This is a genomic window from Pseudomonas sp. PB120 (genome assembly GCF_009761815.1).
Classification (GTDB): Bacteria; Pseudomonadota; Gammaproteobacteria; order Pseudomonadales; family Pseudomonadaceae; genus Aquipseudomonas.
The window spans coordinates 1-21,686 of record NZ_RWIN01000151.1; the positions used below are offsets into that span (position 1 = coordinate 1).

Below are 21,686 nucleotides of genomic sequence, written 5' to 3' on the forward strand. Positions count from 1 at the left end.
GAGCTTGCTCCCGCTGGGCTGCGTAGCGGCCCCTGTTGTGAGTGCTGCGCACTCAAGCGGGAGCAAGCTCCCTCGCCACAAAGGCCCAGTCCCACAAGACTCAGGTTCACTTCCACAAGATTCAGGCCCACTTCCGCAGGAGGCGCAGTGGTCCGAGGTAAACGCCATCCTCGACCACCTGCGCGAAATCGTTGCCCCACGGCTGGACGCCTGCGGCCCCGCGGAAATGCGCGGCTTGCTCGACGCCCTGAGCGGCCGTTTCGTCCCGGCAGGCCCCAGCGGCGCGCCCAGCCGAGGCCGGCTGGACGTGCTGCCCACCGGGCGCAATTTCTATTCGGTGGACGTGCGCAACCTGCCAACCACCACCGCCTGGCGTATCGGGTTCCAGTCAGCCAACCTGATTCTTGAACGGCATTTGCAAGACCACGGCGATCATTTACGGCAACTGGGCCTGTCGGTCTGGGGCACCGCCACCATGCGCACCGGCGGTGATGACATTGCCCAGGCCATGGCATTGATGGGTGTGCGTCCGGTCTGGGCGACGGGCAGTCAGCGGGTCGACGATTTTGAAATCCTGCCGCTGAGCCTGCTCGACCGGCCGCGGGTGGACGTGACCTTGCGGGTGTCCGGCTTCTTCCGCGATGCCTTTGCCAACCTGATCCGCCTGTTCGATGCGGCGGTGCAAGCGGTGGCCGCGCTGGATGAGCCCGACGACTTGAACCCGTTGGCCGCCAAGGTGCGCGACGAGCGTGAAGCGCTGATGCAATCGGGCCTGGATGAAGAAGCGGCGAAACGTCAGGCCGGCTGGCGTATTTTCGGGGCCAAGCCCGGTGCGTATGGCGCGGGTGTACAGGGCGCCATCGACGGTCGCTTGTGGCAAAGCCGCGAGGACCTGGCCGAGGTTTATCTGAACTGGGGCGGCTATGCTTACGGCGGCTCCGACGAGGGTACGGCGGCTCGCGAACAGTTCGCCCAACGCCTGAGCCAGGTGCAAGCGGTGCTGCAAAACCAGGACAACCGCGAGCATGACTTGCTCGACTCCAACGATTATTACCAGTTCCAGGGCGGCATGCTCGCCGCCGTGGAAAGCCTCAGCGGCGAAGCGGCGGCCAGCTACCATGGCGACCACAGCCAGCCGGACTTGCCGAAGATCCGCACCCTGAAGGAAGAGCTGAATCGGGTGATTCGCTCCCGGGCGGCCAATCCGAAGTGGATCGACGGGGTCAAGCGTCACGGCTATAAAGGCGCGTTTGAACTGGCGGCGACGGTCGATAACCTGTTCGCGTTCGACGCGACGACGCAGCTGATTGACGATCACCAGTACGCGTTGCTGGCAGATGCGTACTTGCTGGACCCGGCGACCCGAGAGTTCGTTCGCGAGCACAACCCCCATGCACTGCGCGACATGACTGAGCGCATGCTCGAAGCGCAGCAGCGGGGGATGTGGAAAGAACCGGGCGAATACCGCGAGGCGCTGGAGAATTTGTTGCTGGATATCGAAGAAGACATTTAAGTATCGAATGTCCGCTAATTGTGGCGAGGGAGCTTGCTCCCGCTCGGCTGCGAAGCAGTCGTAAAAGCTGAGCCTTCGGTGTGTCTGACAGAATGTGTCCATAGTTTTGGGGCTGCTGCGCAGCCCAGCGGGACGGTGCGGCGTTCCGACAAGCTCCCTCGCCACAGAGTGTTTCCCGACCATGACTGAGTATTAAAGATGACCGACACCCCCCATTTCCCGCTCTCCGCCGTGGTCGGCGCCGATGACTTGAAGCTTGCCCTGTGCCTGACCTCCATCGACCCGAAAATCGGCGGCGTGCTGATCGAAGGCCCGCGTGGCATGGCCAAGTCGACCTTGGCCCGAGGGCTGGCAGACCTGCTCGCCAGCGGCCAGTTCGTCACCTTGCCGCTCGGTGCCACAGAAGAACGCCTCGTCGGTACCCTCGACCTCGATGCCGCCCTCAGCGGGGGTCGCGCGCAGTTTTCCCCGGGTGTACTGGCCAAGGCCGACGGCGGCGTGCTCTACGTTGATGAAGTCAATCTGTTGCCCGATCACCTCGTTGATCTGCTGCTCGATGTGGCGGCCAGCGGCACCAACCTGATCGAACGCGACGGCATTTCCCATCGGCATTCGGCGAAGTTCGTGCTGATTGGCACCATGAACCCGGAAGAGGGCGAGTTGCGCCCGCAGCTGCTTGACCGTTTCGGCCTGAACGTTGCCCTCAGTGGCCACACCGCGCCGATTGAGCGGGGGCAGATCATCCGTCGTCGGCTGGATTTCGACAGCGACCCGCAGACCTTCTGCGCCCAATGGGAAAACCAGCAGCAGGCGCTGCGTGAACGTTGCGAGCAAGCACGCAGCGCGCTGGCCAATATCCCGCTCGACGACAGCGCGCTGGCGCAGATTACCGAGCGCTGTTTTGCTGCTGGCGTCGATGGCCTGCGCGCCGATCTGGTCTGGTTACGCGCGGCCCGTGCCCACGCCGCGTGGCGAGGGGCCAACGCCATCGACATCGAGGATATCGACGCGGTGGCCGAGTTCGCCTTGCGTCACCGTCGTCGCGAACCGTCGCCCCCTTCACCGCAACAAAATCCGCCTGCTTCAAGCCAATCGCAAAGCCCTAATGAGGGGCGGGTCGAAGGGCAGGGCCAATGGGGCGAAATGCCGGCCCAGGCGTTGCCGACCGGTGCACGACGTGAAGTGCCGAGCTGGCCAAAAAAGCCCTAGGCATTCGCCCTCGATCTGATGCGGGGGCGAATGCCAGACCCCGTGCAGGACGGCTGGATAATGGCAAGCAGGGCAAGCGCCATGCCGCACGTAGTGGTTCGGTGAACTGGCCGGGCACTTTGCTTAACGGTCGCCCGCGTCAGCGTGAGGATGTGTTGTTCCACTTGCGCACCCGCTCACCCCATGAGCTGTGGCTGGTGATTGTCGATGCGTCGGCCTCGACGCGGCGGCATCAGGCGTTGAGTGATGCCAAGGGGTTGCTGGCGCAATTGTTCGATGACGCCTATCGCCAGCGGGCACGTTTGGCGTTGCTCACGGCAAGCGGCCAGACGCCGAAATGGCAGGTGCAGGGGTTGAAAGCGTCCACCGGTTTGCGTGACTGGCTGGAAGGGTTGGGCGCAGGCGGCGGCACGCCATTGCTGGCGGCGTTGGGTGAGGCGGGGCGCTGGCTCACTGCGCGGCAGAAGCGTTTTCCGGCGGAGAAGCAGCGGCTGTTGCTGGTTACTGATGGCCGCCTTAAAGAGTGGCCGACATTGCCGGTGCTCGCCTGTCCGGGACTGCTGATCGACATAGAACGCGGGCCGATCCGCCTCGGGCGCAGTAAGGTATTGGCGGCCCAATTGCAGTCCGAGTATCGACATATCGACGACCTGCTTCCGGGTTGAGTTCTGGGGTGCCTGTCAGGGCCTCATCGCGAGCAGGCTCGCTCCCACAGGGATTTTGTTCGCGGTGGAAATCCAGTGTGGCAGGCCTTTTCCCTCAGGGATTTTGTGAAGGCTGGAGATCCAGTTTGGCAGGCCCACTCCTACAGGTGTTTTGTGAACACCGGAGATCCAATGTGGGAGCGAGCCTGCTCGCGATGGCGATCTCGCCGTCGACATCAACTCCGGATCATTGACCCATCGCCCGACGATACTGACGAGTCCGCCGCGCGAGGTACACCTGATCAAGCACCAACGCCAGCAGCGCCGAAACCCCGGGCCGGGTTTTGCGTCCGCGGCTCAGGCGATGGAGCTGGAACTTCACCACCGCCATGCTCGCCAGCGCGGCCAGCGGTTTGCGCTTCCAGCGGATCGCCGGCAATTGCGGGTGGCTGTTGCGGCCTTCGCGCCAGTGTTTGACCAACTGCGGTTCCAGCGCCAGCGCGGTGCCGATCCCGGCCATGGCAATGCCACTGTCCAACACCTGTTCGACGATGGCCAAACGCCGAATGCCGCCAGTAACCATCACCGGCATGCGCGCCACGCTGGCCAGCTCTCCGGCCATCTCCAGAAAATACGCCTCCCGCGCGAGCGTCCGGCCATCCCGCGCCTCGCCCTGCATGGCCGGTGCTTCGTAGCTGCCGCCAGACAGTTCCAGCAAGTCAATCGGCTGCTCGTTGAGCCACTCAATGACCTGCCGCGCATCGTCGGCATCAAAGCCACCGCGCTGGAAGTCTGCGGAATTGAGCTTCACCGCCACGCAAAAATGAGGCGACACCGATTGGCGCACGGCGCTGACCACTGCCAACAACAAACGCGCGCGGTTTTCCAGGGAACCGCCCCAGCGATCCGTGCGGCGATTGCTCAGCGGCGAAAGGAACTGACTGATCAGGTAACCGTGCGCGGCATGAATCTGAACGCCCGTGAACCCGGCTTTTTCCGCCAGCGCGGCGCTGGTGGCAAAGCGTCGGATGACCTCTTCGATATCGCGCTCAGTCATGGGCTTGGGCTCGGCAAACATCTTCGAGAACCCGCCCAGATCGAGTGCCACCGCCGAAGGCGCCCAGGCTTGCTGGCCGAGGTTGGCCATGGTCTGGCGACCGGGATGGTTCAACTGCATCCAGAATTGCGCACCGCCGGCACGGCCAATCGTCGCCCATTGGCGAAAACGCTCAAGGTGCCGCTCATCTTCGAGCACCACGCCAGCGGGGCCGGTCATGGCGCGGCGGTCGATCATCACGTTGCCGGTCAGCAACAGCCCGGCTTCGCCTTGGGCCCACGCTTGATACAGTTGGAACAAGGCCTCGGCCGGTGCCTGGCCGGTGTCCGCCAGGTTCTCTTCCATCGCGGCTTTGGCGATGCGATTGCCGATGGTCTGGCCGTTGGGCAAATTCAACGCTTGGAAGGGCGACATGCTTGACTCCTCATCAGTAAAGCGTAGAGGCTAAGCTTAAAGTTAACTTTAATGTCAAGCAGGCAAATGAGGCGCAGATGAAGATCGGTGAATTGGCACAGCTGAGCGGGTTGACCGCCTCGCGTATCCGCTTTTACGAGGCACAAGGGCTGATCCGCCAGGTGGAGCGCCAGGCCAACGGCTATCGACGCTACCCGGCACAAGCGTTGCAAACCCTGGAACTCATCCAGTGTGCGCAGCAAGCTGGTTTCAGCCTCGAAGAATTGAGGCTGCTGTTGCCGGATGCCACGACGGGCACGTTCAAGCATGACGAACTGGTGGCGGGGCTGGAGCGTAAAGTCGAGCAGATCGAAGTGATGCAGCTGCACCTTGCCCAGAGCAAGGCGAAGTTGCTCAACATCATCGAGAACATCCATGCCCGACCCCAAGGCATGGCTTGCGAGGCGAACGCCGAGCGGGTGCTGGCGTCACTCAAGCATTAGCCCTGGTCGCGACTTTTGGTATATAGCGGTGTTCCCTAACAGCATCGCGAGCAGGTTCGCTCCTACAGGGGGACGCGTTTCAAATGTGGGAGCGAGCCTGCTCGCGATGAGGCCCTTACAGACAACACAAATCATCACTGATAAAACGTAAACCGATCCTTCCCCGTATGTTTTGACGCATACAACGCCTCATCCGCCCTCACCAGCGCCTGGTTCAACGTGTCATCGTCCGCCACCTGCGCCAGGCCGATGCTGATGGTCACCGGGTGCTGCGTCACTCGTTCCCTCACCACCCGACACAATTCGCCCGCCAACGCCGCAACGTCATCACGGCGCACGCCTGCCAGGTAAATCGCGAACTCCTCACCGCCCAATCGCGCGTACTCAAAGTCGGCCATCACCCCTTTGATATCCGCCGCAATACGCTTGAGCACTTCATCGCCGATGTCGTGGCCGTAGACGTCGTTCACCTTCTTGAAATTATCGATATCGATCATTGCCAGGTAGTGGTCGTGCTCGCGGGGTGCGCTTTGCAGTTGCTTGCCGGCCTGGGTCATGAACGAACGGCGATTGGGGATTTCGGTCAGGGTGTCGATGTAAGCCTGCTCCAGCAGCAGCTTGGACATGATGTAGTTGTAGAGTTTGGCTTTGCGCAAGGTGAGGAAGCTGTACACCGTCAGTGCGCAGAGGAACACGGTGTAGGCCATCGTCATCACGCCCCGAAGTTCCAGCAGCGCGAACGGCGCCTTGTAGAACGGGTTGAGCATCAACCAGGTAATGATCTGCGCACCGTAAAAAGACCATCGACTCAGGGGCAGCACCGACGCGCCGTACAAGGTGCTCGATGCCGCCAGCACCAGCCAGGCGGGCTGGAAGTCGGCGGGCAAGCCGTCAATGACCAGGCGCAAGCCCAGGGTAATCGTGAACACAAACATCAAATTCAGCACATGGAAGTGCCGCGCTTTACGGGTGAACAGCAAGACCGTCGCAACCGTCGACAAAACCCCGAGAAACAGAAACGAGAGCCAGGTAAAACTCTGGCCGCCGATGAAGCTGACGATCAAATCGAACATCATCCAGACCGTGATGCTCGCGACATAAATCAGCAGGCAAAACCGGTGCAGCCGTTCGAATTCATGTTGAATGAATTCCGCCTTTAGCTCGGCGGGCGCCGTTTTTTTCAGCACTTCATCTTCAATGGTTTTGTACATCGCCCACCTTGGCCTTGCGCTGGTTGTCGAGAATGACCTTGCCCCACGGGCGATAGCGTAGCGAAAACACCGCCGTTGGATGGCAGCCCGCCGGGGACGCGTCCGGCGTGGCCGGGTCCGCACGGAACGGCTGTCCCTCGGCGCTGACCTGACGGAACGCCTCGCGCACGATGCCGACCGAGCAAGGCAGTGCGCTGGCGTAACCGGCCCGTATCAGCGGCGGCAATCGTCCGTTGCCCGCGCCGTCCTGCCACCAGACGTGCACCGAATTCATCGCCAGATCACCCAGCCATTGCCCGTTGACCCGAGGCGCAAGTTTGCCGGCACTGAACGCGCTGACGTGCAGGGGGGCATCGAGTTTGTCGGCAAAATCCTCAAGCTGGCGTTGCAGGGTTTGCCGGCGGTCGAGTGCCTGAAAGTGCACGTCATCCAGTTCCAGCGGCAGGTACCAGCCGATGACCGGAAGTTTCCAGTCCTGGCGCAGCGCGTGTTGTTGTGCCAGCGAGCGACCGAGTTGCGCTTGCCAGTACATCGCCAGCCCGGCGCTGTCCAGCTCATTGATGCGCTGGTAATAGGCCGGGTCCATGGCCAGCCCCACCACCAGGTTCAGGCCTTGCTCGTGGGCCAGTTTCAAACTGTTGGCGAGCCAGCCCGTCGGCCCACCGAAGTTCGAATCGCCGTAAGCCGTCCATTGCACCATCAGCGTGCGCGCGCCTTGCCGCGCCGTGTCCTGCCAGATCTGCCGCCATTGCGTCTGGCTGAGGCTGGCGTCGACGTTCAACGGTTGATAGAAAATTCGCTCATCGGCCCGCGCCAGCGTGCAACCCAGCAACAGGCACACGACCCATAGAAATCGCATCATCAGAAATTCAACTCCACGCCCAGCAGCACACCGTTGCCGCCCTCATACAGATTGCCGCCCAGGGATTGTTGATATTCGGTGCGAACCGTCAGGTGCGCGCGGTAGGCGTTGTAGATGTCGTCGTCGAACCACCATTGCCAGCGCAGGCCGAGGCCGGTGCGCAGGTCCTGGCGCCTGTTGTTGCTCGGGTCCTGGCTGGCGAACTCAAGAAACCCGTACGGCATGAGGGTTTGCGCGCCGTTGAACGGCAACTTCCAGGCGTGGCCCTGCTGGAAGCGCGACAGCCATTGGTGATCGCCAGCCTTGGTCCACCACGCGGCATCGAGGTACAGAAAGCGCTCTTCCCAGTCGCTTTCATCGATGCGCCAGTCGTTGCGAAACCGGCCCTGATCGAGGAACGAAGCGGTGGCGCGCAGCAGGTAGTCCGTGGTGGTGTGGCCGTCCTGACGGTGATCGTCGACCTGATCGGCGAGTTTTTCCGGAATCAGCGTCTGGCCGAGGCTGAGTCCATGATTGTCCTGATCGTCGAACTGGCTCTGCTTGTAGATTTCACCGTAGAAATTGATGTTGGCCGTGCCCCAGGGCTTGTAGCGCAGCCCAACCCCGGTGGCGATGGATTCGGCGTAACTCGACCGGCCGACACCACCGAGCAATACCCGGCCATAAACCGACAGCGTGCTGCCGGCGCGGCTGGGCTCTTCGCCGAGGGCGTGATCCCACATGGCCATTTGCACGTTCTGCGACGTCGAACGCCGTTGGGAACCGATGCTGTCGTCCGGGCGCAGGAAATCGTTGGTCGAGACCCCGGCCGGCGACCAGGTGCTGGCGATGGTCCGACTGTCGCGGCGCGACAGGGTTTCGTGCGCTCGGCGCTGGCGGTAACGGCGGGCTTCCATGCTGCCGTCTTCGTCGTCGGCGGCCACGGGGTGTTGCTCCAGGTCGATGACCCGTCGCAATTCCTTGCGCGAATGAGCGCTGTCTCCGGCTTCGTCATACCGCACGGCCAGGGTTTCGCCGAGGCGGTAGTCTTCCGGGAAATCCTGGGTGGCGCGTTGCAGGTAAGGAATGGCCTGGGCGCGCTCTTCTTTGGTTGGCGCGCCAGCCAGACGCATGCCGTAATCGGCGCGATAACGCGGATTATCCGGCTCCCGACGCACCGCTTCGGTCAGCCACGCGGTGCTTTGTTGCAGGTCCCCGGCCTTTTGCGCGGTGACCGAGGCGGCGTAGAAATGCCCGGCATCGGGCGCCTGTTGCAGGGCGGCGCGTTGCCGCTGCAAGGCGAGGGCATGATCGCCCCGGGCGTCGGCAATCGCTGCGCCCAAGGCCCATTCGTTGGCACCCCGGGCGCGGCTTTGTTGCCAGTAGCGTTCGGCAGCCTGAGTGTCGCCCGCCGTCAGGGCGCTGCGGCTGGCGGTCAGTCGGGCGTTGTCGCTCAGTTCGGCCGCCGGGATGCTGTGAAAGATCGCCAGTGCGCCGGCCGAATCGCCGGCCGCTTCCAGGGCATAGGCCAGCGGCAGGCGACTGTCACGGTCACCGAGTTTTTCCGCCTCCCGGTAATAGACGACCGCTTCCCCGGGCCGCTGCGGCATGGCGCATCGACCGAGGGCGCGGTAGTCGCCGGTCACTTGAGGGTGGGCGCCAATGGCCTGCTGGACCGCATCGCATTGACCGTTCTCGGCCAGTTGCGCCAACAGCTGACCACGGGTGGCGGGGTCGACGTGGCCGAGCAGCGACACCATGCGTTGCTGCTGCGCCGGGGTTGGCGTCGACGCGGCATACAGTCCCGCCAGTCGTTGCAACAGGGCATCGGGCAGTTTGCCGCCGTGGCGGTCGTAGGCGTTTTCCAGCAATAGCTGCGTGTGATCGCGCTGGCCGGCCTTCAACATCAGGTAGGTCGCCTGATTGAGTGAAACGAGGCTGCCGGTCTGCTGGTAATGCCGTTCCCAAAGGGGCGCCGCCTCAGTGTTGCGGCCCAGGGCTTGAGTCAGTTCGGCGCGGCGTTTCACCACGTCGGCGGTTTGCGGCTGGCTGGCGAGCCAGGCCATGACTTGGTCGCTGCGGCCTTCGGCCTGCCAGATGTCCATTAAACGGGCCTGGCGCTGGCGGTCCCATGGCTCCGGCAAGCGCGTGCTTTGCAACAATTCGGTGGCCTGCAGGCGCTGGGCGAGGACCAGCCAGGCTTGCGGATCGTCACCCGGTTGGCAGCCCCGCAATTGCGTGAGCGCTGCTTGTGGGTCGCGCCGCGACAGCCATTCCGCGGTCTCCAGGCACGGGCGCTGCAGTTGACTGCTCAAGCGCTGCACCGTCTCGGTGTCGCCGGTTTGTCGCGCCAGTTCCCACAGTCGATGTTGTTGGGCGGGATCGGCGAGGTCGTTGGCCGGCAGCGATTGCATCCAGCGTTGGGCCTGCGCGGCGTCGCCCATGGCAATTGCCCGATCGACCATCGCCAGCCGCGTTTTACGCGCCGCTTCGGGGTTCGGCGCTTGTTCCAGCAATTGTTGCAAAGGCTTTTCGTCGAGGCGTTGCACATAGGCGTTGGCCAGGCGCTGCCAGCTGTCGGCGTCCAATTGATGCTTGGCCGCCAGAGGCGCCAGTTGGGCGATGGTGCCGTTCCAGTCGCGCAGTTGCTCGGACCAGTTGGAGAGGGCCAGGCGCAGAATCTTGTCATCGCCGTGGGGCACCAGTTGTGCCAGCCAGTCGTGGGCCCGCCCCGCACCGCCGAACTTGGCCAGGCTAAGGCTGTACGCTTGCCACAGGCGCACGCGCTGATTGAGGTTGCTGCTGGCCATCCATTGTTCGACTTGCCCGCTGCCCGGCGGGTCCTGTTCGATCCAGGTCAGGCGCAGGTTGAGCAGCGCGTCGCTGTTTTCCGGGTTGTCCGGCAGCGCTTGCACGGCGTCCTTGTAACGGCGTTGCTTGGCCAGCGCTTCCACCAGCAACGCCCGGGCTTCATCGTTTTTCGGCACCTTGGTCAGCAGGTGGCGCATCAGCCGTTCGACTTCGGCCCAGTTGCCTTTTTTCGCTTCGCGGTAGCTGCGGTCCATGTAGGGGAAGCTGCGGAATTGTTCGAAGTCGCTCAGCGGTTCGGCCTGCACCCAGGTGGCTGCGCTCAGGCTCAACATCAGGCCGGCAAGCAGGGCGTGTCGATGGACAGGCTTCATTCGACCTCCCGGACGATGCGGTAGGCGGCTTGCTGTTCGTTGGCCTGTTCGACCAGCGCCTGTTCGAGCACTTCCTGAGTAATCATGCCGCGTGAAATCAGGTGTTGGCCCAGCGACATGTGCTCGGCATCGAAATCAATCAGGGCCTGGTTGAACAGGCTGGGCGGGACCATGCCGCGCACTTGCAGCAGGTTGCCCAGCAATATCTGGTGATGACTGACGCGTTCGAGCAAGTATTCATCGTCCTGATGCCGCTCCAGCACTTCGAGCATGTGATGCACGTCTTCGTTCTGGCGCGGGCTGGCGTACCAGTAGCGAATCCCCAGCGTGACCCGGCCTTGCGGCGCGAGGCGGCAGCGCACCGGGCGTTTCAATTGACGGCTGATGGCGCCCAGCGACACCTGGCTGACCGGGCCTTCGGACGCCAGGATCAGCGTGTCGCCTTCTTCGGCCACCGGCAGGACGCCGTAGTGCGAGGCGACCTTGCGCGGCACGAGTTCGATCAGGCGTTTATCGAGCTTGAACGGGTTGAGCGGGGCCCAGTCCATGTCCAGTTGTTCGGCCAGGGTTTCCACCAGTTGCGTGCTGTTGATGTGTTCGCGCAGCAGCAATTCGTGGCCGAGCCTGCGCCGTATCGGGTTGGTGATCGCCGCTTCCAGTTGCTCTTCGGTGAGCAGGCCTTTTTCCACCAGGCGATGCCCCAGCGGCGTGCGGTGGGCCTTGGTCAGCGCCGGGAATTCATGGGTGGTTTTGTCCCAGGCCACGCGGCGCGAATCGCCCATTTCCATGACCTGACGCAACGCGCGCAAATTGGCGAAGAAATTGACGAAGTTGCTCCACATCATGCGCGGCGCCGACAGCAGGCCTTCCCACAGGCCGTAATAACGGGTGACGAACCAGCCGCGCTGGAACAGCCGATTGAGCAGCATCAACCCGTTAAGCCAAAGCAGGGTCCGCAGTAGCGCGCTCTCGGACAGGATCGACGGATAGCGCCAGGCGTTCGGCGAAATGATCGTGACCAGCCACATCGCCAGCAACACGAGGAACAGCAGGTTGACCAGGAAACTCAGCAGGTAGGCGATCAAGCCGCGACGGTCGCGCCACAGGAAATAATTGAGCAGGCCATGGGGGCTCCAGCCCAGGTTCTTGGTGCCCTGGAACACGATGCCGACGATCCAGCGTGATTTCTGGCGGATCGCGTGCTGCAAGTCCCGGGGGAAATGCTCGCGCACGCAGATCACCTGGGAAAACGCGCGGTTCATGCCGAACACCCAAGGCTGTTCCAGCGCCAGTTTCGGGTCGGTGACCGAGTAGCGGGCGAAGATGCACTTCATGCCTTTTTGCTTGAGCCGGAAGCCGATGTCGTAGTCCTCGGTCAGGCTCTGCACGTCGAAGGCGATGCCGTCGCCGTCTTCGAGCAGGGCGCTGATGGCCTTGCGGCTGAAGCAGGTGCCCACACCGGCGCTGGGCACCTGGCCGGTCAAGGCTTCACGGACGATCACGTCCTTGCCGTGGTTTTCGGCGAACTCGTCGACGTAGTGGCCGGCGGTGAAACCTTTCCATTCTGGCGCGTAGGGGTAGACCGGAATCTGGATCAGGTCCTTGTTTGGTAGCAGGTAGTTGTAGAGGCGCAATTCCATCGGCGAAATCACGTCTTCGGCATCGTGCAGGATGAACCCGGCAAACTGGATTCGGGCTTCGCTTTCGAAGCGCAGGATCGCGTCGATGATGTTGTTCAGGCAGTCGGCCTTACTGGTGGGGCCGGGGCGGGCGCAGACCACTTTGTGCACGTTGGGGTAATGCCGGCAGACCGCGTCGACGTCGGCCTGGGTCTCGGCATCGTTGGGGTAGGTGCCGACGAATATCTGATAGTTCTCGTAGTCGATGGTCGAGGCAGCCAGGCGCGCCATTTCACCGACCACGCCCACTTCATTCCAGGCGGGCACCATGATCGCCAGGGGTTTTTCGGCAATGGCGTAGAGCCGCTGCTCGTCGGCGCGCTCGAATTTTTCGTAGATCCGCCAGCGTCGGATCAACTTGCGGCTCCAGTACACGACGTCGATGAACAGGTCGTCGAGACCGAGCACGAACATCAACAAGGCCAGGGTAATCGCGAGGTATTTGAGACCAAACAGCACATAGGCAAAAAAATCGACAAACCCCAGGCTCATGTTGCGGTGCCCGCCGCCGAACGTTCGCTCAGCCACGTGCAGAGACGAGCGGCGATGCGTTCGCTGGCGTGGCCGTCGCCGTAGGGGCTATGGACGCGACTCATGTGCTTGTAGTGCGCTTCGTCGTCGAGCAACTGGCTGGACTCCTTAACGATGCGATCGGTATTGGTGCCCACCAGCAACACCGTGCCACCTTCAAGCACGGACGGCCGCTCGGTGACATCCCGTAGCACCAGCAGCGGCTTGCCGATGGCGGGGGCTTCCTCCTGGATACCGCCGGAGTCGGTGAGGATGAAATGCGCGCGGCCCATCAGCCAGACGAAATGCTGATAATCCTGCGGAGCCACCAGGTAAATGTTCGGCTTGTCCGACAGTAGGCCGTACACCGCTTTCTGCACCTGCGGGTTCAAGTGCACCGGGTAGACGAATTGCACATCGGTATAGCGCAAGGCGAGCTCGGCGAGGGCCAGGCAGATATTGCGAAACCCGCCACCGAAATTTTCCCGGCGATGACCGGTGATCAGCACCATGCGCCGATTGTCATCGAGCACCGCCAGTGGTGAGTCGGCGGCCGGGTGCCATTGAACGTCCTCTTGATGGGTGCGCATCCACAGCAGCGCGTCGATGACGGTATTGCCGGTGACTTCAATGTTGGAGGGGGGCACGCCTTCGCGCAGCAGGTTGGCTTCGCCCTTGGTGGTCGGTGTGAAATGCAGGTCGGCGATGACACCGGTCAAACGCCGATTGGCCTCTTCTGGCCACGGCGCGCGCAGATTACCAGTACGCAAACCGGCCTCGACGTGGCCGATGGGTAGCTGGCGATTGAAGGCGGCGAGGGCAGCGATGAAACTGGTGGTGGTGTCGCCGTGCACCAGCACGATGTCGGGGTGTTCCCGTTCGTAGGTTTTGTCGAGATGAATCAGCAACTGCTCGGAAAGGCCGTTGAGCGTCTGGCCCTGGGTCATCACTTGCAGTTCTTCGTCGACCTTGAGCTCGAAGGAGTCCAGCACCTGCTTGAGCATCTCCCGGTGCTGGCCCGTGGAGCAGATAAACAGCTCGACACCCGGCCAATGACGCAGAACACGAGCCAGGGGGGCCATCTTGATGGCCTCCGGTCGCGTCCCGAAAACCATCATGACTTTGTAAGACATGACCCCTCCTGGAAAAGCGGTGGCTTGCGCAGGACTGTTGAGACTGTTTATCACCTGAATACTGAATAAAGCAGTCGATGGGGGGGTTGTCCAATGCTGTGTTTGGCGGTGTTGATGCCCATCAATTCCATCGAGGCAAGACGCTGCCAATCAACGTAACGACAACGCAACCTGTAGCAGCTGGCGAAGCCTGCGTCCGGCTGCGCAGCAGTCGTAAAATCAGGCGCCGCGGTCCGTCTGAAGAAACATGCACTCAGGTTTTACGACTGCTACGCAGCCGGACGCAGGCTTCGCCAGCTGCTACAAGGGTCTCGGGCACCCGGATTCTTTGTGTATTGCGATATCACCAATGTGGTGCAAGTACCTGTCTTTTTCCTACGCAGATACGGACGTGCCTCACCTAATTGCAGGATCGCGCCGACAGGAATCAGGGAAATGGCGAAGCAAGTGGCGTGATACTTTTTATGCATTCGTGGTCGGGGGAATGCGTCGATGATAAAAAAAGACGAAAGGACAGGTGCGGCGCAGAATGTTCGTCTCGACACTGCCGAAAGCGCCGTCAAGTTCGTTGCTCTGTTCAAAAAGCATAAGGCGCTTGCTAGTCGCATGGAGGATTTGGAGTTGATCGCCCTATGTAAGGAGCGGGAGAACGACCCAACAATTACAGTTTCAATCGATAAGTTATGAATTGAAGTCGCGTAAAGAGAGGCGCTTCTAAAGTGGCTTTGAGTTAAGTGCATGCACGCACCAATTGTGAACCTGATACCCGCCCCTCGTTGCCAACGGTAGCGCTTCCCCAGTGCACCTTTCGTAACACCCATCACACGCTTTTGCGCATCCCCCTGATTCAAAACACTTTTCAATCTCCCTGTTTTACCTCCCCATCCTGTGGCACACTTTCTGCTGTCTATTCCGTTGTTACATACTAGGTTCCGGTATAGCGGAATAAACATCATCCTGGAGTGCTTGCCATGCATCGCCGACCTTCCTTGTTTAAAGCGTGTATTTTTCTTGTCGCGGCTTCAGCGGCTGCCATGGGCGTGGCCCAGGCGGCGGACAGCAAGCTCGATAGCGTGCTGGCCCGTGGGAAATTGATTGTGGGGACCGGCAGTACCAATGCGCCGTGGCACTTCCAGGGAGCGGATGGCAAGTTGCAGGGGTTCGATATCGACATCGGGCGCATGATCGCCAAGGGTTTGTTCAACGACCCGACCAAGGTTGAGTTTGTGGTGCAGTCGTCCGATGCGCGGATTCCCAACCTGCTGACCGATAAAGTCGACATCAGCTGCCAGTTCATCACCGTGACCGCCAGCCGTGCCCAGCAAGTCGCGTTCACCCTGCCTTACTACCGCGAAGGTGTCGGCCTGCTGCTGCCGGCGAACAGCAAGTACAAGGAAATCGAAGACCTGAAGGCCGCCAACGACAGCGTCACCGTGGCGGTGCTGCAGAACGTGTACGCCGAAGAACTGGTGCATCAGGCATTGCCCAAAGCCAAGGTCGATCAGTACGACAGCGTGGACCTGATGTATCAGGCCGTGAACTCGGGCCGTGCCGATGCGGCGGCGACCGACCAGTCTTCCGTGAAATACCTGATGGTGCAAAACCCTGGGCGCTACCGCAGCCCGACGTACGCCTGGAGCCCGCAGACCTACGCGTGCGCGGTCAAACGCGGCGATCAGGACTGGCTGAACTTCGTCAACACCACCCTGCATGAAGCCATGACCGGCGTTGAGTTTCCGACCTACGCGGCGTCGTTCAAGCAGTGGTTCGGTGTCGACCTGCCGACACCGGCAATTGGTTTTCCCGTCGAATTCAAATGATCCCGTGAGAGCGGGGCGGTTTCGGTCGCCCCGTTCAAGGTACTGCTGACCATGAACTATCAGTTGAACTTTGCCGCCGTGTGGCGCGATTTCGACACCTTGCTCGCGGGGCTCGGTCTGGGCCTTGAGCTGGCGCTGGTGTCGATCGCCATCGGTTGCGTGATCGGCCTGATGATGGCGTTTGCTTTGCTGTCGAAGCACCGCGCATTGCGGGTGCTGGCGTCGGTGTACGTGACGGTGATCCGTAACACGCCGATCCTGGTGTTGATTCTGTTGATTTACTTCGCGCTGCCGAGCCTGGGGATTCGTCTGGACAAGATCCCGTCGTTCATCATCACCCTGTCGCTGTATGCCGGGGCGTACCTGACCGAAGTGTTCCGTGGCGGGTTGTTGAGCATTCCCAAAGGCCAGCGTGAAGCGGGGTTGGCCATCGGCCTGGGCGAGTGGCAGGTCAAGGCGTATGTCACCGTGCCGGTGATGTTGCGCAACGTGCTGCCGGCCTTGTCGAACAACTTCATTTCGCTGTTCAAGGACACCTCGCTGGCGGCGGCGATTGCCGTGCCGGAGCTGACCTATTACGCGCGCAAGATCAATGTCGAGAGCTACCGGGTGATTGAAACCTGGCTGGTGACCACGGCGCTCTATGTGGCGGCCTGTTACCTCATTGCCATGATGCTGCGTTACCTCGAGCAGCGTCTGGCGATCCGCCGATAGGAGGCCCCATGTACGAATCCCCCAGTTGGTTGCATGAGTTATGGGTGGCCCGCGAAGTGTTGTGGCAGGGCTTTTTGACCAGTGTGCAGGTCTCGGCGCTGGCGATTTTGCTGGGCACGATGGTCGGCATTGTCACGGGGCTGGTACTGACGTATGGCAATGTCTGGATGCGCGCGCCGTTTCGCTTTTACGTCGACCTGATTCGCGGTACGCCGGTGTTTGTATTGGTGCTCGCCTGCTTCTATATGGCGCCGGCACTGGGTTGGCAGATCAGCGCGTTCCAGGCCGGTGCCTTGGGCCTGACGCTGTTTTGCGGCTCCCACGTGGCCGAGATCGTGCGCGGCGCATTGCAAGCGTTGCCCAGCGGGCAGATGGAGGCGAGCAAGGCGATTGGCCTGACGTTCTATCAAGCCTTGGGTTACGTGTTGTTGCCCCAGGCGCTGCGGCAGATTTTGCCAACCTGGGTCAACTCGTCGACTGAGATCGTCAAGGCCTCGACCCTGCTGTCGGTGATCGGTGTGGCCGAGTTGCTGCTCAGCACCCAGCAGATCATCGCCCGGACCTTCATGACCCTCGAGTTTTACCTGTTCGCCGGATTTCTGTTTTTCGTCATCAACTACGCCATCGAATTACTCGGCCGGCACATTGAAAAGCGGGTGGCCTTGCCATGACTCAACCTTCGCTCTCTCACGTAAAAAACCCTCAAAACGGTCAGGCCCTGCTGGACATTCGCGGCCTGCACAAACAATACGGCAAGCTTGAAGTGCTCAAGGGCGTCGACCTGACCCTGCAGCGCGGCAACGTCGTCACGCTGATCGGTTCCAGCGGCTCGGGCAAGACCACGTTGCTGCGTTGCGTGAACATGCTCGAGGAGTTCCAGGGTGGGCAGATCATGCTCGATGGCGAGTCCATCGGGTATGACGAGGTCAACGGCAAACGCGTGCGGCATGCGGAAAAAATCATCGCCCGGCATCGCGCGATGACCGGCATGGCGTTCCAGCAATTCAACCTGTTTCCGCACCTCACGGCGTTGCAGAACGTCACCCTCGGGCTGCTCAAGGTCAAGAAGCTGCACAAGGATGAAGCGGTCGCCCTCGCCGAAAAATGGCTGGAGCGGGTCGGACTGCTGGAGCGGCGCGATCACTATCCCGGCCAGTTGTCCGGCGGTCAGCAGCAGCGCGTGGCGATTGCCCGGGCGATTGCGATGAACCCTAGCCTGATGCTGTTCGACGAAGTCACCTCGGCCCTCGACCCGGAACTGGTCGGTGAGGTGCTGAACGTGATCAAGGGGCTGGCCGACGAGGGTATGACCATGCTGCTGGTCACCCACGAAATGCGCTTTGCGTTCGAGGTCTCGGACAAGATCGTTTTCATGAATCAGGGGCGAATCGAAGAGCAGGGGCCACCCAAGGAGCTGTTCGAACGCCCGCAATCACCGCGTCTGTCTGAGTTTCTCAAGAACACGCGGTTTTAAACATTCAATCAGGAGATTTACTCATGAGCATTACTCGTTACGGCACTGGCAGCAGCGCCGCTGGCGGTACGCCGCGTCCTTTCGCCCGTGCCGTTGAAGCCGATGGCTGGCTGCACGTGTCCGGCCAGGTGCCGGCGCTGGAGGGCGAGATCATTGTGGGCGGCATCGTCGAGCAGACTCACCAGACCATGAAGAACCTGATCGCGATTCTCGAAGAGGCCGGTTATGGCCTGGAAGATGTGGTGCGGGCCGGGGTGTGGCTGGAAGATCCACGGGATTTCACCAGTTTCAACAAGGTCTTTTCCGAGTACTTCAAACCCGAACACGCGCCGGCCCGGGCCTGTGTGCAGGCGAACATGATGGTGGACTGCAAGGTCGAGATCGACTGCATCGCGTACAAGAAAAAGGCTTGAGATCGGCGGTGAATTCATCGCGAGCAGGCTCGCTCCCACAGGGATTGTGTGAACACTGAAGATCTCATGTGGGAGCGAGCCGGCTCCGGGCGGCGTTCCGACGATGGCGGCCTAACGGTCGCCGCTGCACTCTGGTTAAACTCCCGGCACTTTGATTGGGAACCACTGAAATGACCGAAGACACCATCAAGCGCCGGGCTCGCGGTCTGGACCGGGCGTTCGATATCCTCGATTTCCTCAAGGAAATCGGCCAGCCCCTGCGCCCGAACGAAATCGCCAGCGGCATCGGCAGCCCGAAATCCACGGTCTACGAGCTGGTGGCGTCCTTGCTCGAGCGGCGGATCCTGGAGCCCGTGGGCAAGGACGGTCACGTCTACCTTGGCCGTCAGCTGTACTTTCTCGGGCAGGCGCATTTGCGGCATTTCGACCTGACCCGCGAGGCCGATCACGCCTTGCAGGAAATCGTCAGCCAGACCCACGAAACCGCGCAGATGTGCCTGCTCAACGGGCGTAAATACACCGTGGCGCTGATGAAAGAGGGCGAGCGGCATTTCCGCATTTCCTCGGACATCGGCGAAAACGCGCCCATCCCCTGGACTGCGTCCGGACGCCTGTTGCTGGCGCACCTGAGTGACCAGGAAATCATCGACCTGATCGACCACGATGACTTCATCCTGCCCAACGGCGAACGCCTGCCGCTGGAGCAGTTTTTGAGTGAAATCCGTCAGGCCGGCATCGACGGCTTCTTTTCCTTCGATAGCGTCGCCGACACCTTTACCCATTGCTTCGCCGCCCCGGTCAAAGACCCGAACGGCGTGGCCATTGCGACCTTGTGCATTGTCGCCCCACGGGCCGATGCCAAGACGCATTACAACGACTATCGCCGGGTGTTGATCGACAACGCCAACAGCCTGGCCCGTCGCATAAACGAATAACAGCGGCTGCACGCGGCCGCGAAACAGTGAGGAGTTCGACCATGTCTTCTGCCAAAAACACGGCTGCCGTGGAAAAGGGTTTTGCCCACACCGGCGCCAGTCTGGTGCGTGATGTCAGCCTGCCGGCGCTGGTGCTGCACCGCGAAGCGCTGGAACACAACATTCGCTGGATGCAGAGCTTTGTCAGCAACAGCGGCGCCGAACTCGCGCCTCACGGCAAAACCAGCATGACGCCGGCACTGTTTCGCCGCCAACTGGATGCCGGCGCCTGGGGCATCACCCTGGCCAGCGCCACGCAAACCCGCGCGGCCTACGCCCATGGCGTGCACCGGGTGCTGATGGCCAACCAATTGGTCGGCACGCCGAACATGGCGCTGATCGCCGATCTGCTGGCAGACCCGGCGTTCGACTTCCATTGCATGGTCGATCACCCGGACAACGTCGCGGACCTGGGCGCGTACTTCGCGTCTCGCGGCGTGCGTTTGAATGTGATGATCGAGTACGGCGTGGTCGGCGGTCGTTGCGGTTGCCGGACCGAAGACGAAGTGGTGGCACTGGCCAAGGGCATCGCGGCGCAACCGGCGCTGGCGCTGACCGGGATCGAAGGCTACGAAGGGGTGATCCACGGTGACCACGCAGTGACCGGAATCCGCGCCTTCGCCGGCTCGTTGGTGCGCCTGGCCGTGCAGTTGCAGGACAGCGGCGCATTCGCCATTCCCAAGCCGATCATCACCGCGTCGGGCTCGGCCTGGTACGACTTGATCGCCGAAGAGTTCGAGGTGCAGAACGCCGCCGGACGTTTCCTCAGCGTGCTGCGCCCCGGCAGTTACGTGGCGCACGACCATGGCATCTATAAAGAGGCGCAATGCTGCGTGCTCGATCGTCGCAGCGACCTGCACGAAGGCCTGCGCCCGGCGCTTGAGGTCTGGGCGCATGTGCAATCGTTGCCGGAGCCAGGGTTTGCGGTGATTGCCCTGGGCAAGCGCGACGTGGCCTACGACGCCGGTTTGCCGGTGCCGCTGCTGCGTTACAAGGCGGGTGTGGTGCCCGCGACGGGCGATGACGTCAGTGCCTGCAAGGTCACGGCGGTGATGGACCAGCATGCGTTCATGACGGTGGCGCCGGGGGTTGAGTTGCGGGTGGGCGATATCATTTCGTTCGGCACTTCGCACCCGTGCCTGACGTTCGACAAGTGGCGCACGGGGTGTCTGGTGGATGAGCAATTGAACGTCATCGAGAACATGGAAACCTGTTTCTAAGGTTCAGACCGAGGCGCGGCTAATCGCGAGCAGGCTCGCTCCCACAGGGGGCAGTGGTGAACATCAAATGTATGTTCGACACAAATACTGTGGGAGTGAGCCTGCTCGCGATGGCGGCCGACCAGACAACATCGCTACACCAGAGACTCCACAACATGAACACCATCAACACCCTGGGCCCGAACACCCCGCGCATCGCCCTGATCGGCGAGTGCATGATCGAGTTGCAGCACCGCGCCGACGGCAGCCTGCAACAAAGCTTCGGCGGCGATACCTTGAACACCGCGGTCTACCTGTCCCGGGAACTCGGCGAAGGCGGCGAGGTGGATTACGTCACTGCCCTGGGCGATGACAGTTTCAGTGATGCGATGTGCCAGAGCTGGGCTGCTGAAAACATCGGACTGGGCATGGTTCAGCGACTGCCGGGGCGCTTGCCCGGCCTGTATTGCATCCAGACCGACGCCGCTGGCGAACGGCGTTTTCTCTACTGGCGCAACGAAGCGGCCGTACGCGATTGCTTCACCACCCCGGCCGCCGCGCCGATCCTGCAAGCGCTGCCGGATTACGACGTGCTGTATTTCAGCGGCATCACCCTGGCGGTGCTCGGGGTGCAAGGGCGGGAGAAGTTGCTGGAAACCTTGATCGAAGCCCGGCAGCGGGACGCGCGGATCGTGTTCGACAACAACTATCGGCCGCGCTTGTGGGCCTCGGTCGAAGACGCGCGGGCGGCGTACCGCAGCGTTTTGCCGTATGTCGATCTCGCGTTGCTGACCGTCGACGACGAACAGGCGTTGTTTCATTTCGCTGATTGCGAGGCGGTGTTTGCCGCGTATGAGCAGATCGGCACGCCCGAGGTGGTGCTCAAACGCGGTGCCGAGGCGTGTTTGATTCGTTGTGAGGGCGAGTCGTTTGAAGTGCCGGCGCAGAAGGTCGGGCGGGTGGTGGACACCACGGCGGCGGGGGATTCATTCAGCGCGGCGTATCTGGCCAGTCGGCTCAAGGGGGGGAATCCGGTTGAGGCGGCCGAGGCGGGGCATCGGTTGGCGAGTCGGGTGATTCAGGTGCCTGGGGCATTGATTCCCAGAAATTAAGTCGGTGGTGTAAGGCGTAATCTGTGGCGAGGGGATTTATCCCCGATGGACTGCGCAGCAGTCCCTATTTTTTGGGGCCGCTGCGCGACCCATCGGGGATAAATC

The 21,686-nt window shown here is 61.7% G+C and carries 19 protein-coding genes; 13 read left to right on the forward strand and 6 right to left on the reverse strand.

All coding sequences use genetic code 11. The features are described 5' to 3' along the window. The 3 genes from EJA72_RS27705 to EJA72_RS27715 form a co-directional block, all read left to right on the forward strand. Positions 1–1,513 (forward strand): cobaltochelatase subunit CobN (locus EJA72_RS27705; RefSeq protein ID WP_256679783.1); only part of this gene is annotated, 1,513 nt, incomplete at its 5' end. A 198-nt stretch (positions 1,514–1,711) separates the two neighbouring features. Beyond that, on the forward strand, positions 1,712–2,722 hold the full coding sequence (locus tag EJA72_RS27710; RefSeq protein WP_157715056.1) for an ATP-binding protein: 1,011 nt from the start codon (positions 1,712–1,714) through the stop codon (positions 2,720–2,722). Between the two features lie 119 nt (positions 2,723–2,841). Further along, positions 2,842–3,387, forward strand: a complete 546-nt coding sequence (locus EJA72_RS27715) for a VWA domain-containing protein (protein WP_178129613.1) — start codon at positions 2,842–2,844, stop codon at positions 3,385–3,387. A gap of 226 nt (positions 3,388–3,613) precedes the next feature. Here the strand turns inward: EJA72_RS27715 and EJA72_RS27720 are convergent, their stop codons facing one another. Then, positions 3,614–4,837, reverse strand: a complete 1,224-nt coding sequence (locus tag EJA72_RS27720; protein ID WP_157715057.1) for an NADH:flavin oxidoreductase/NADH oxidase family protein — start codon at positions 4,835–4,837, stop codon at positions 3,614–3,616. Positions 4,838–4,914: 77 nt separating this feature from the next. On the opposite strand from EJA72_RS27720, the gene EJA72_RS27725 reads away from it, so the two are divergent. After that, positions 4,915–5,319, forward strand: coding sequence for a MerR family transcriptional regulator (locus EJA72_RS27725; RefSeq protein WP_157715058.1), 405 nt, complete (start codon positions 4,915–4,917; stop codon positions 5,317–5,319). 134 nt (positions 5,320–5,453) lie between these two features. On the opposite strand, the gene EJA72_RS27730 is transcribed toward EJA72_RS27725, so the two are convergent. Genes EJA72_RS27730 through wecB form a run of 5 tightly spaced genes read right to left on the reverse strand, consistent with a single transcriptional unit; the run spans position 5,454 to position 13,875 of the window. After that, entirely contained in the window at positions 5,454–6,530 is a 1,077-nt protein-coding gene (locus EJA72_RS27730) for a GGDEF domain-containing protein (protein ID WP_157715059.1), read from the reverse strand. Further along, positions 6,514–7,392: a DUF4434 family protein gene (locus EJA72_RS27735; protein WP_157715060.1), complete on the reverse strand. Its 879-nt coding sequence runs from the start codon at positions 7,390–7,392 to the stop codon at positions 6,514–6,516. The genes EJA72_RS27730 and EJA72_RS27735 overlap by 17 nt, the downstream gene beginning before the upstream one ends. Continuing rightward, positions 7,392–10,553, reverse strand: coding sequence for a phage receptor (locus tag EJA72_RS27740; RefSeq protein ID WP_157715061.1), 3,162 nt, complete (start codon positions 10,551–10,553; stop codon positions 7,392–7,394). Before EJA72_RS27740 ends, EJA72_RS27735 begins: the two co-directional genes overlap by 1 nt. Continuing rightward, complete coding sequence (gene nrfB, locus EJA72_RS27745) at positions 10,550–12,724, reverse strand: cyclic di-3',5'-guanylate-activated glycosyltransferase NrfB (protein WP_157715077.1); 2,175 nt, start codon at positions 12,722–12,724, stop codon at positions 10,550–10,552. Before nrfB ends, EJA72_RS27740 begins: the two co-directional genes overlap by 4 nt. Further along, positions 12,721–13,875, reverse strand: a complete 1,155-nt coding sequence (wecB, locus tag EJA72_RS27750; protein WP_157715062.1) for a non-hydrolyzing UDP-N-acetylglucosamine 2-epimerase — start codon at positions 13,873–13,875, stop codon at positions 12,721–12,723. The genes nrfB and wecB overlap by 4 nt, the downstream gene beginning before the upstream one ends. A 492-nt stretch (positions 13,876–14,367) precedes the next feature. Between wecB and EJA72_RS29450 the strand changes: the two genes are divergently transcribed. The 9 genes from EJA72_RS29450 (at position 14,368) to EJA72_RS27795 (ending at position 21,581) form a co-directional block, all read left to right on the forward strand. Further along, positions 14,368–14,562 (forward strand): hypothetical protein, encoded by a 195-nt coding sequence (locus EJA72_RS29450; RefSeq protein WP_256679784.1) that lies wholly within the window; start codon positions 14,368–14,370, stop codon positions 14,560–14,562. Positions 14,563–14,846: 284 nt separating this feature from the next. Further along, positions 14,847–15,695 (forward strand): transporter substrate-binding domain-containing protein, encoded by an 849-nt coding sequence (locus tag EJA72_RS27760; protein ID WP_157715063.1) that lies wholly within the window; start codon positions 14,847–14,849, stop codon positions 15,693–15,695. A 51-nt stretch (positions 15,696–15,746) separates the two neighbouring features. After that, entirely contained in the window at positions 15,747–16,409 is a 663-nt protein-coding gene (locus tag EJA72_RS27765; RefSeq protein ID WP_008015908.1) for an amino acid ABC transporter permease, read from the forward strand. 8 nt (positions 16,410–16,417) lie between these two features. Further along, on the forward strand, positions 16,418–17,080 hold the full coding sequence (locus EJA72_RS27770) for an amino acid ABC transporter permease (protein WP_157715064.1): 663 nt from the start codon (positions 16,418–16,420) through the stop codon (positions 17,078–17,080). After that, positions 17,077–17,883: an amino acid ABC transporter ATP-binding protein gene (locus EJA72_RS27775; RefSeq protein ID WP_157715065.1), complete on the forward strand. Its 807-nt coding sequence runs from the start codon at positions 17,077–17,079 to the stop codon at positions 17,881–17,883. Before EJA72_RS27770 ends, EJA72_RS27775 begins: the two co-directional genes overlap by 4 nt. Before the next feature lie 23 nt (positions 17,884–17,906). After that, positions 17,907–18,296 (forward strand): RidA family protein, encoded by a 390-nt coding sequence (locus EJA72_RS27780; protein WP_157715066.1) that lies wholly within the window; start codon positions 17,907–17,909, stop codon positions 18,294–18,296. Positions 18,297–18,466: 170 nt separating this feature from the next. Continuing rightward, positions 18,467–19,231 carry an IclR family transcriptional regulator gene (locus EJA72_RS27785; protein WP_157715067.1) on the forward strand — a complete coding sequence of 255 codons (765 nt, stop codon included), beginning with the start codon at positions 18,467–18,469 and terminating at the stop codon, positions 19,229–19,231. A gap of 41 nt (positions 19,232–19,272) precedes the next feature. Beyond that, complete coding sequence (locus EJA72_RS27790) at positions 19,273–20,490, forward strand: amino acid deaminase (protein WP_157715068.1); 1,218 nt, start codon at positions 19,273–19,275, stop codon at positions 20,488–20,490. A 155-nt stretch (positions 20,491–20,645) separates the two neighbouring features. Beyond that, on the forward strand, positions 20,646–21,581 hold the full coding sequence (locus EJA72_RS27795; RefSeq protein ID WP_157715069.1) for a sugar kinase: 936 nt from the start codon (positions 20,646–20,648) through the stop codon (positions 21,579–21,581). The last annotated feature ends 105 nt before the right edge of the window (positions 21,582–21,686 follow it).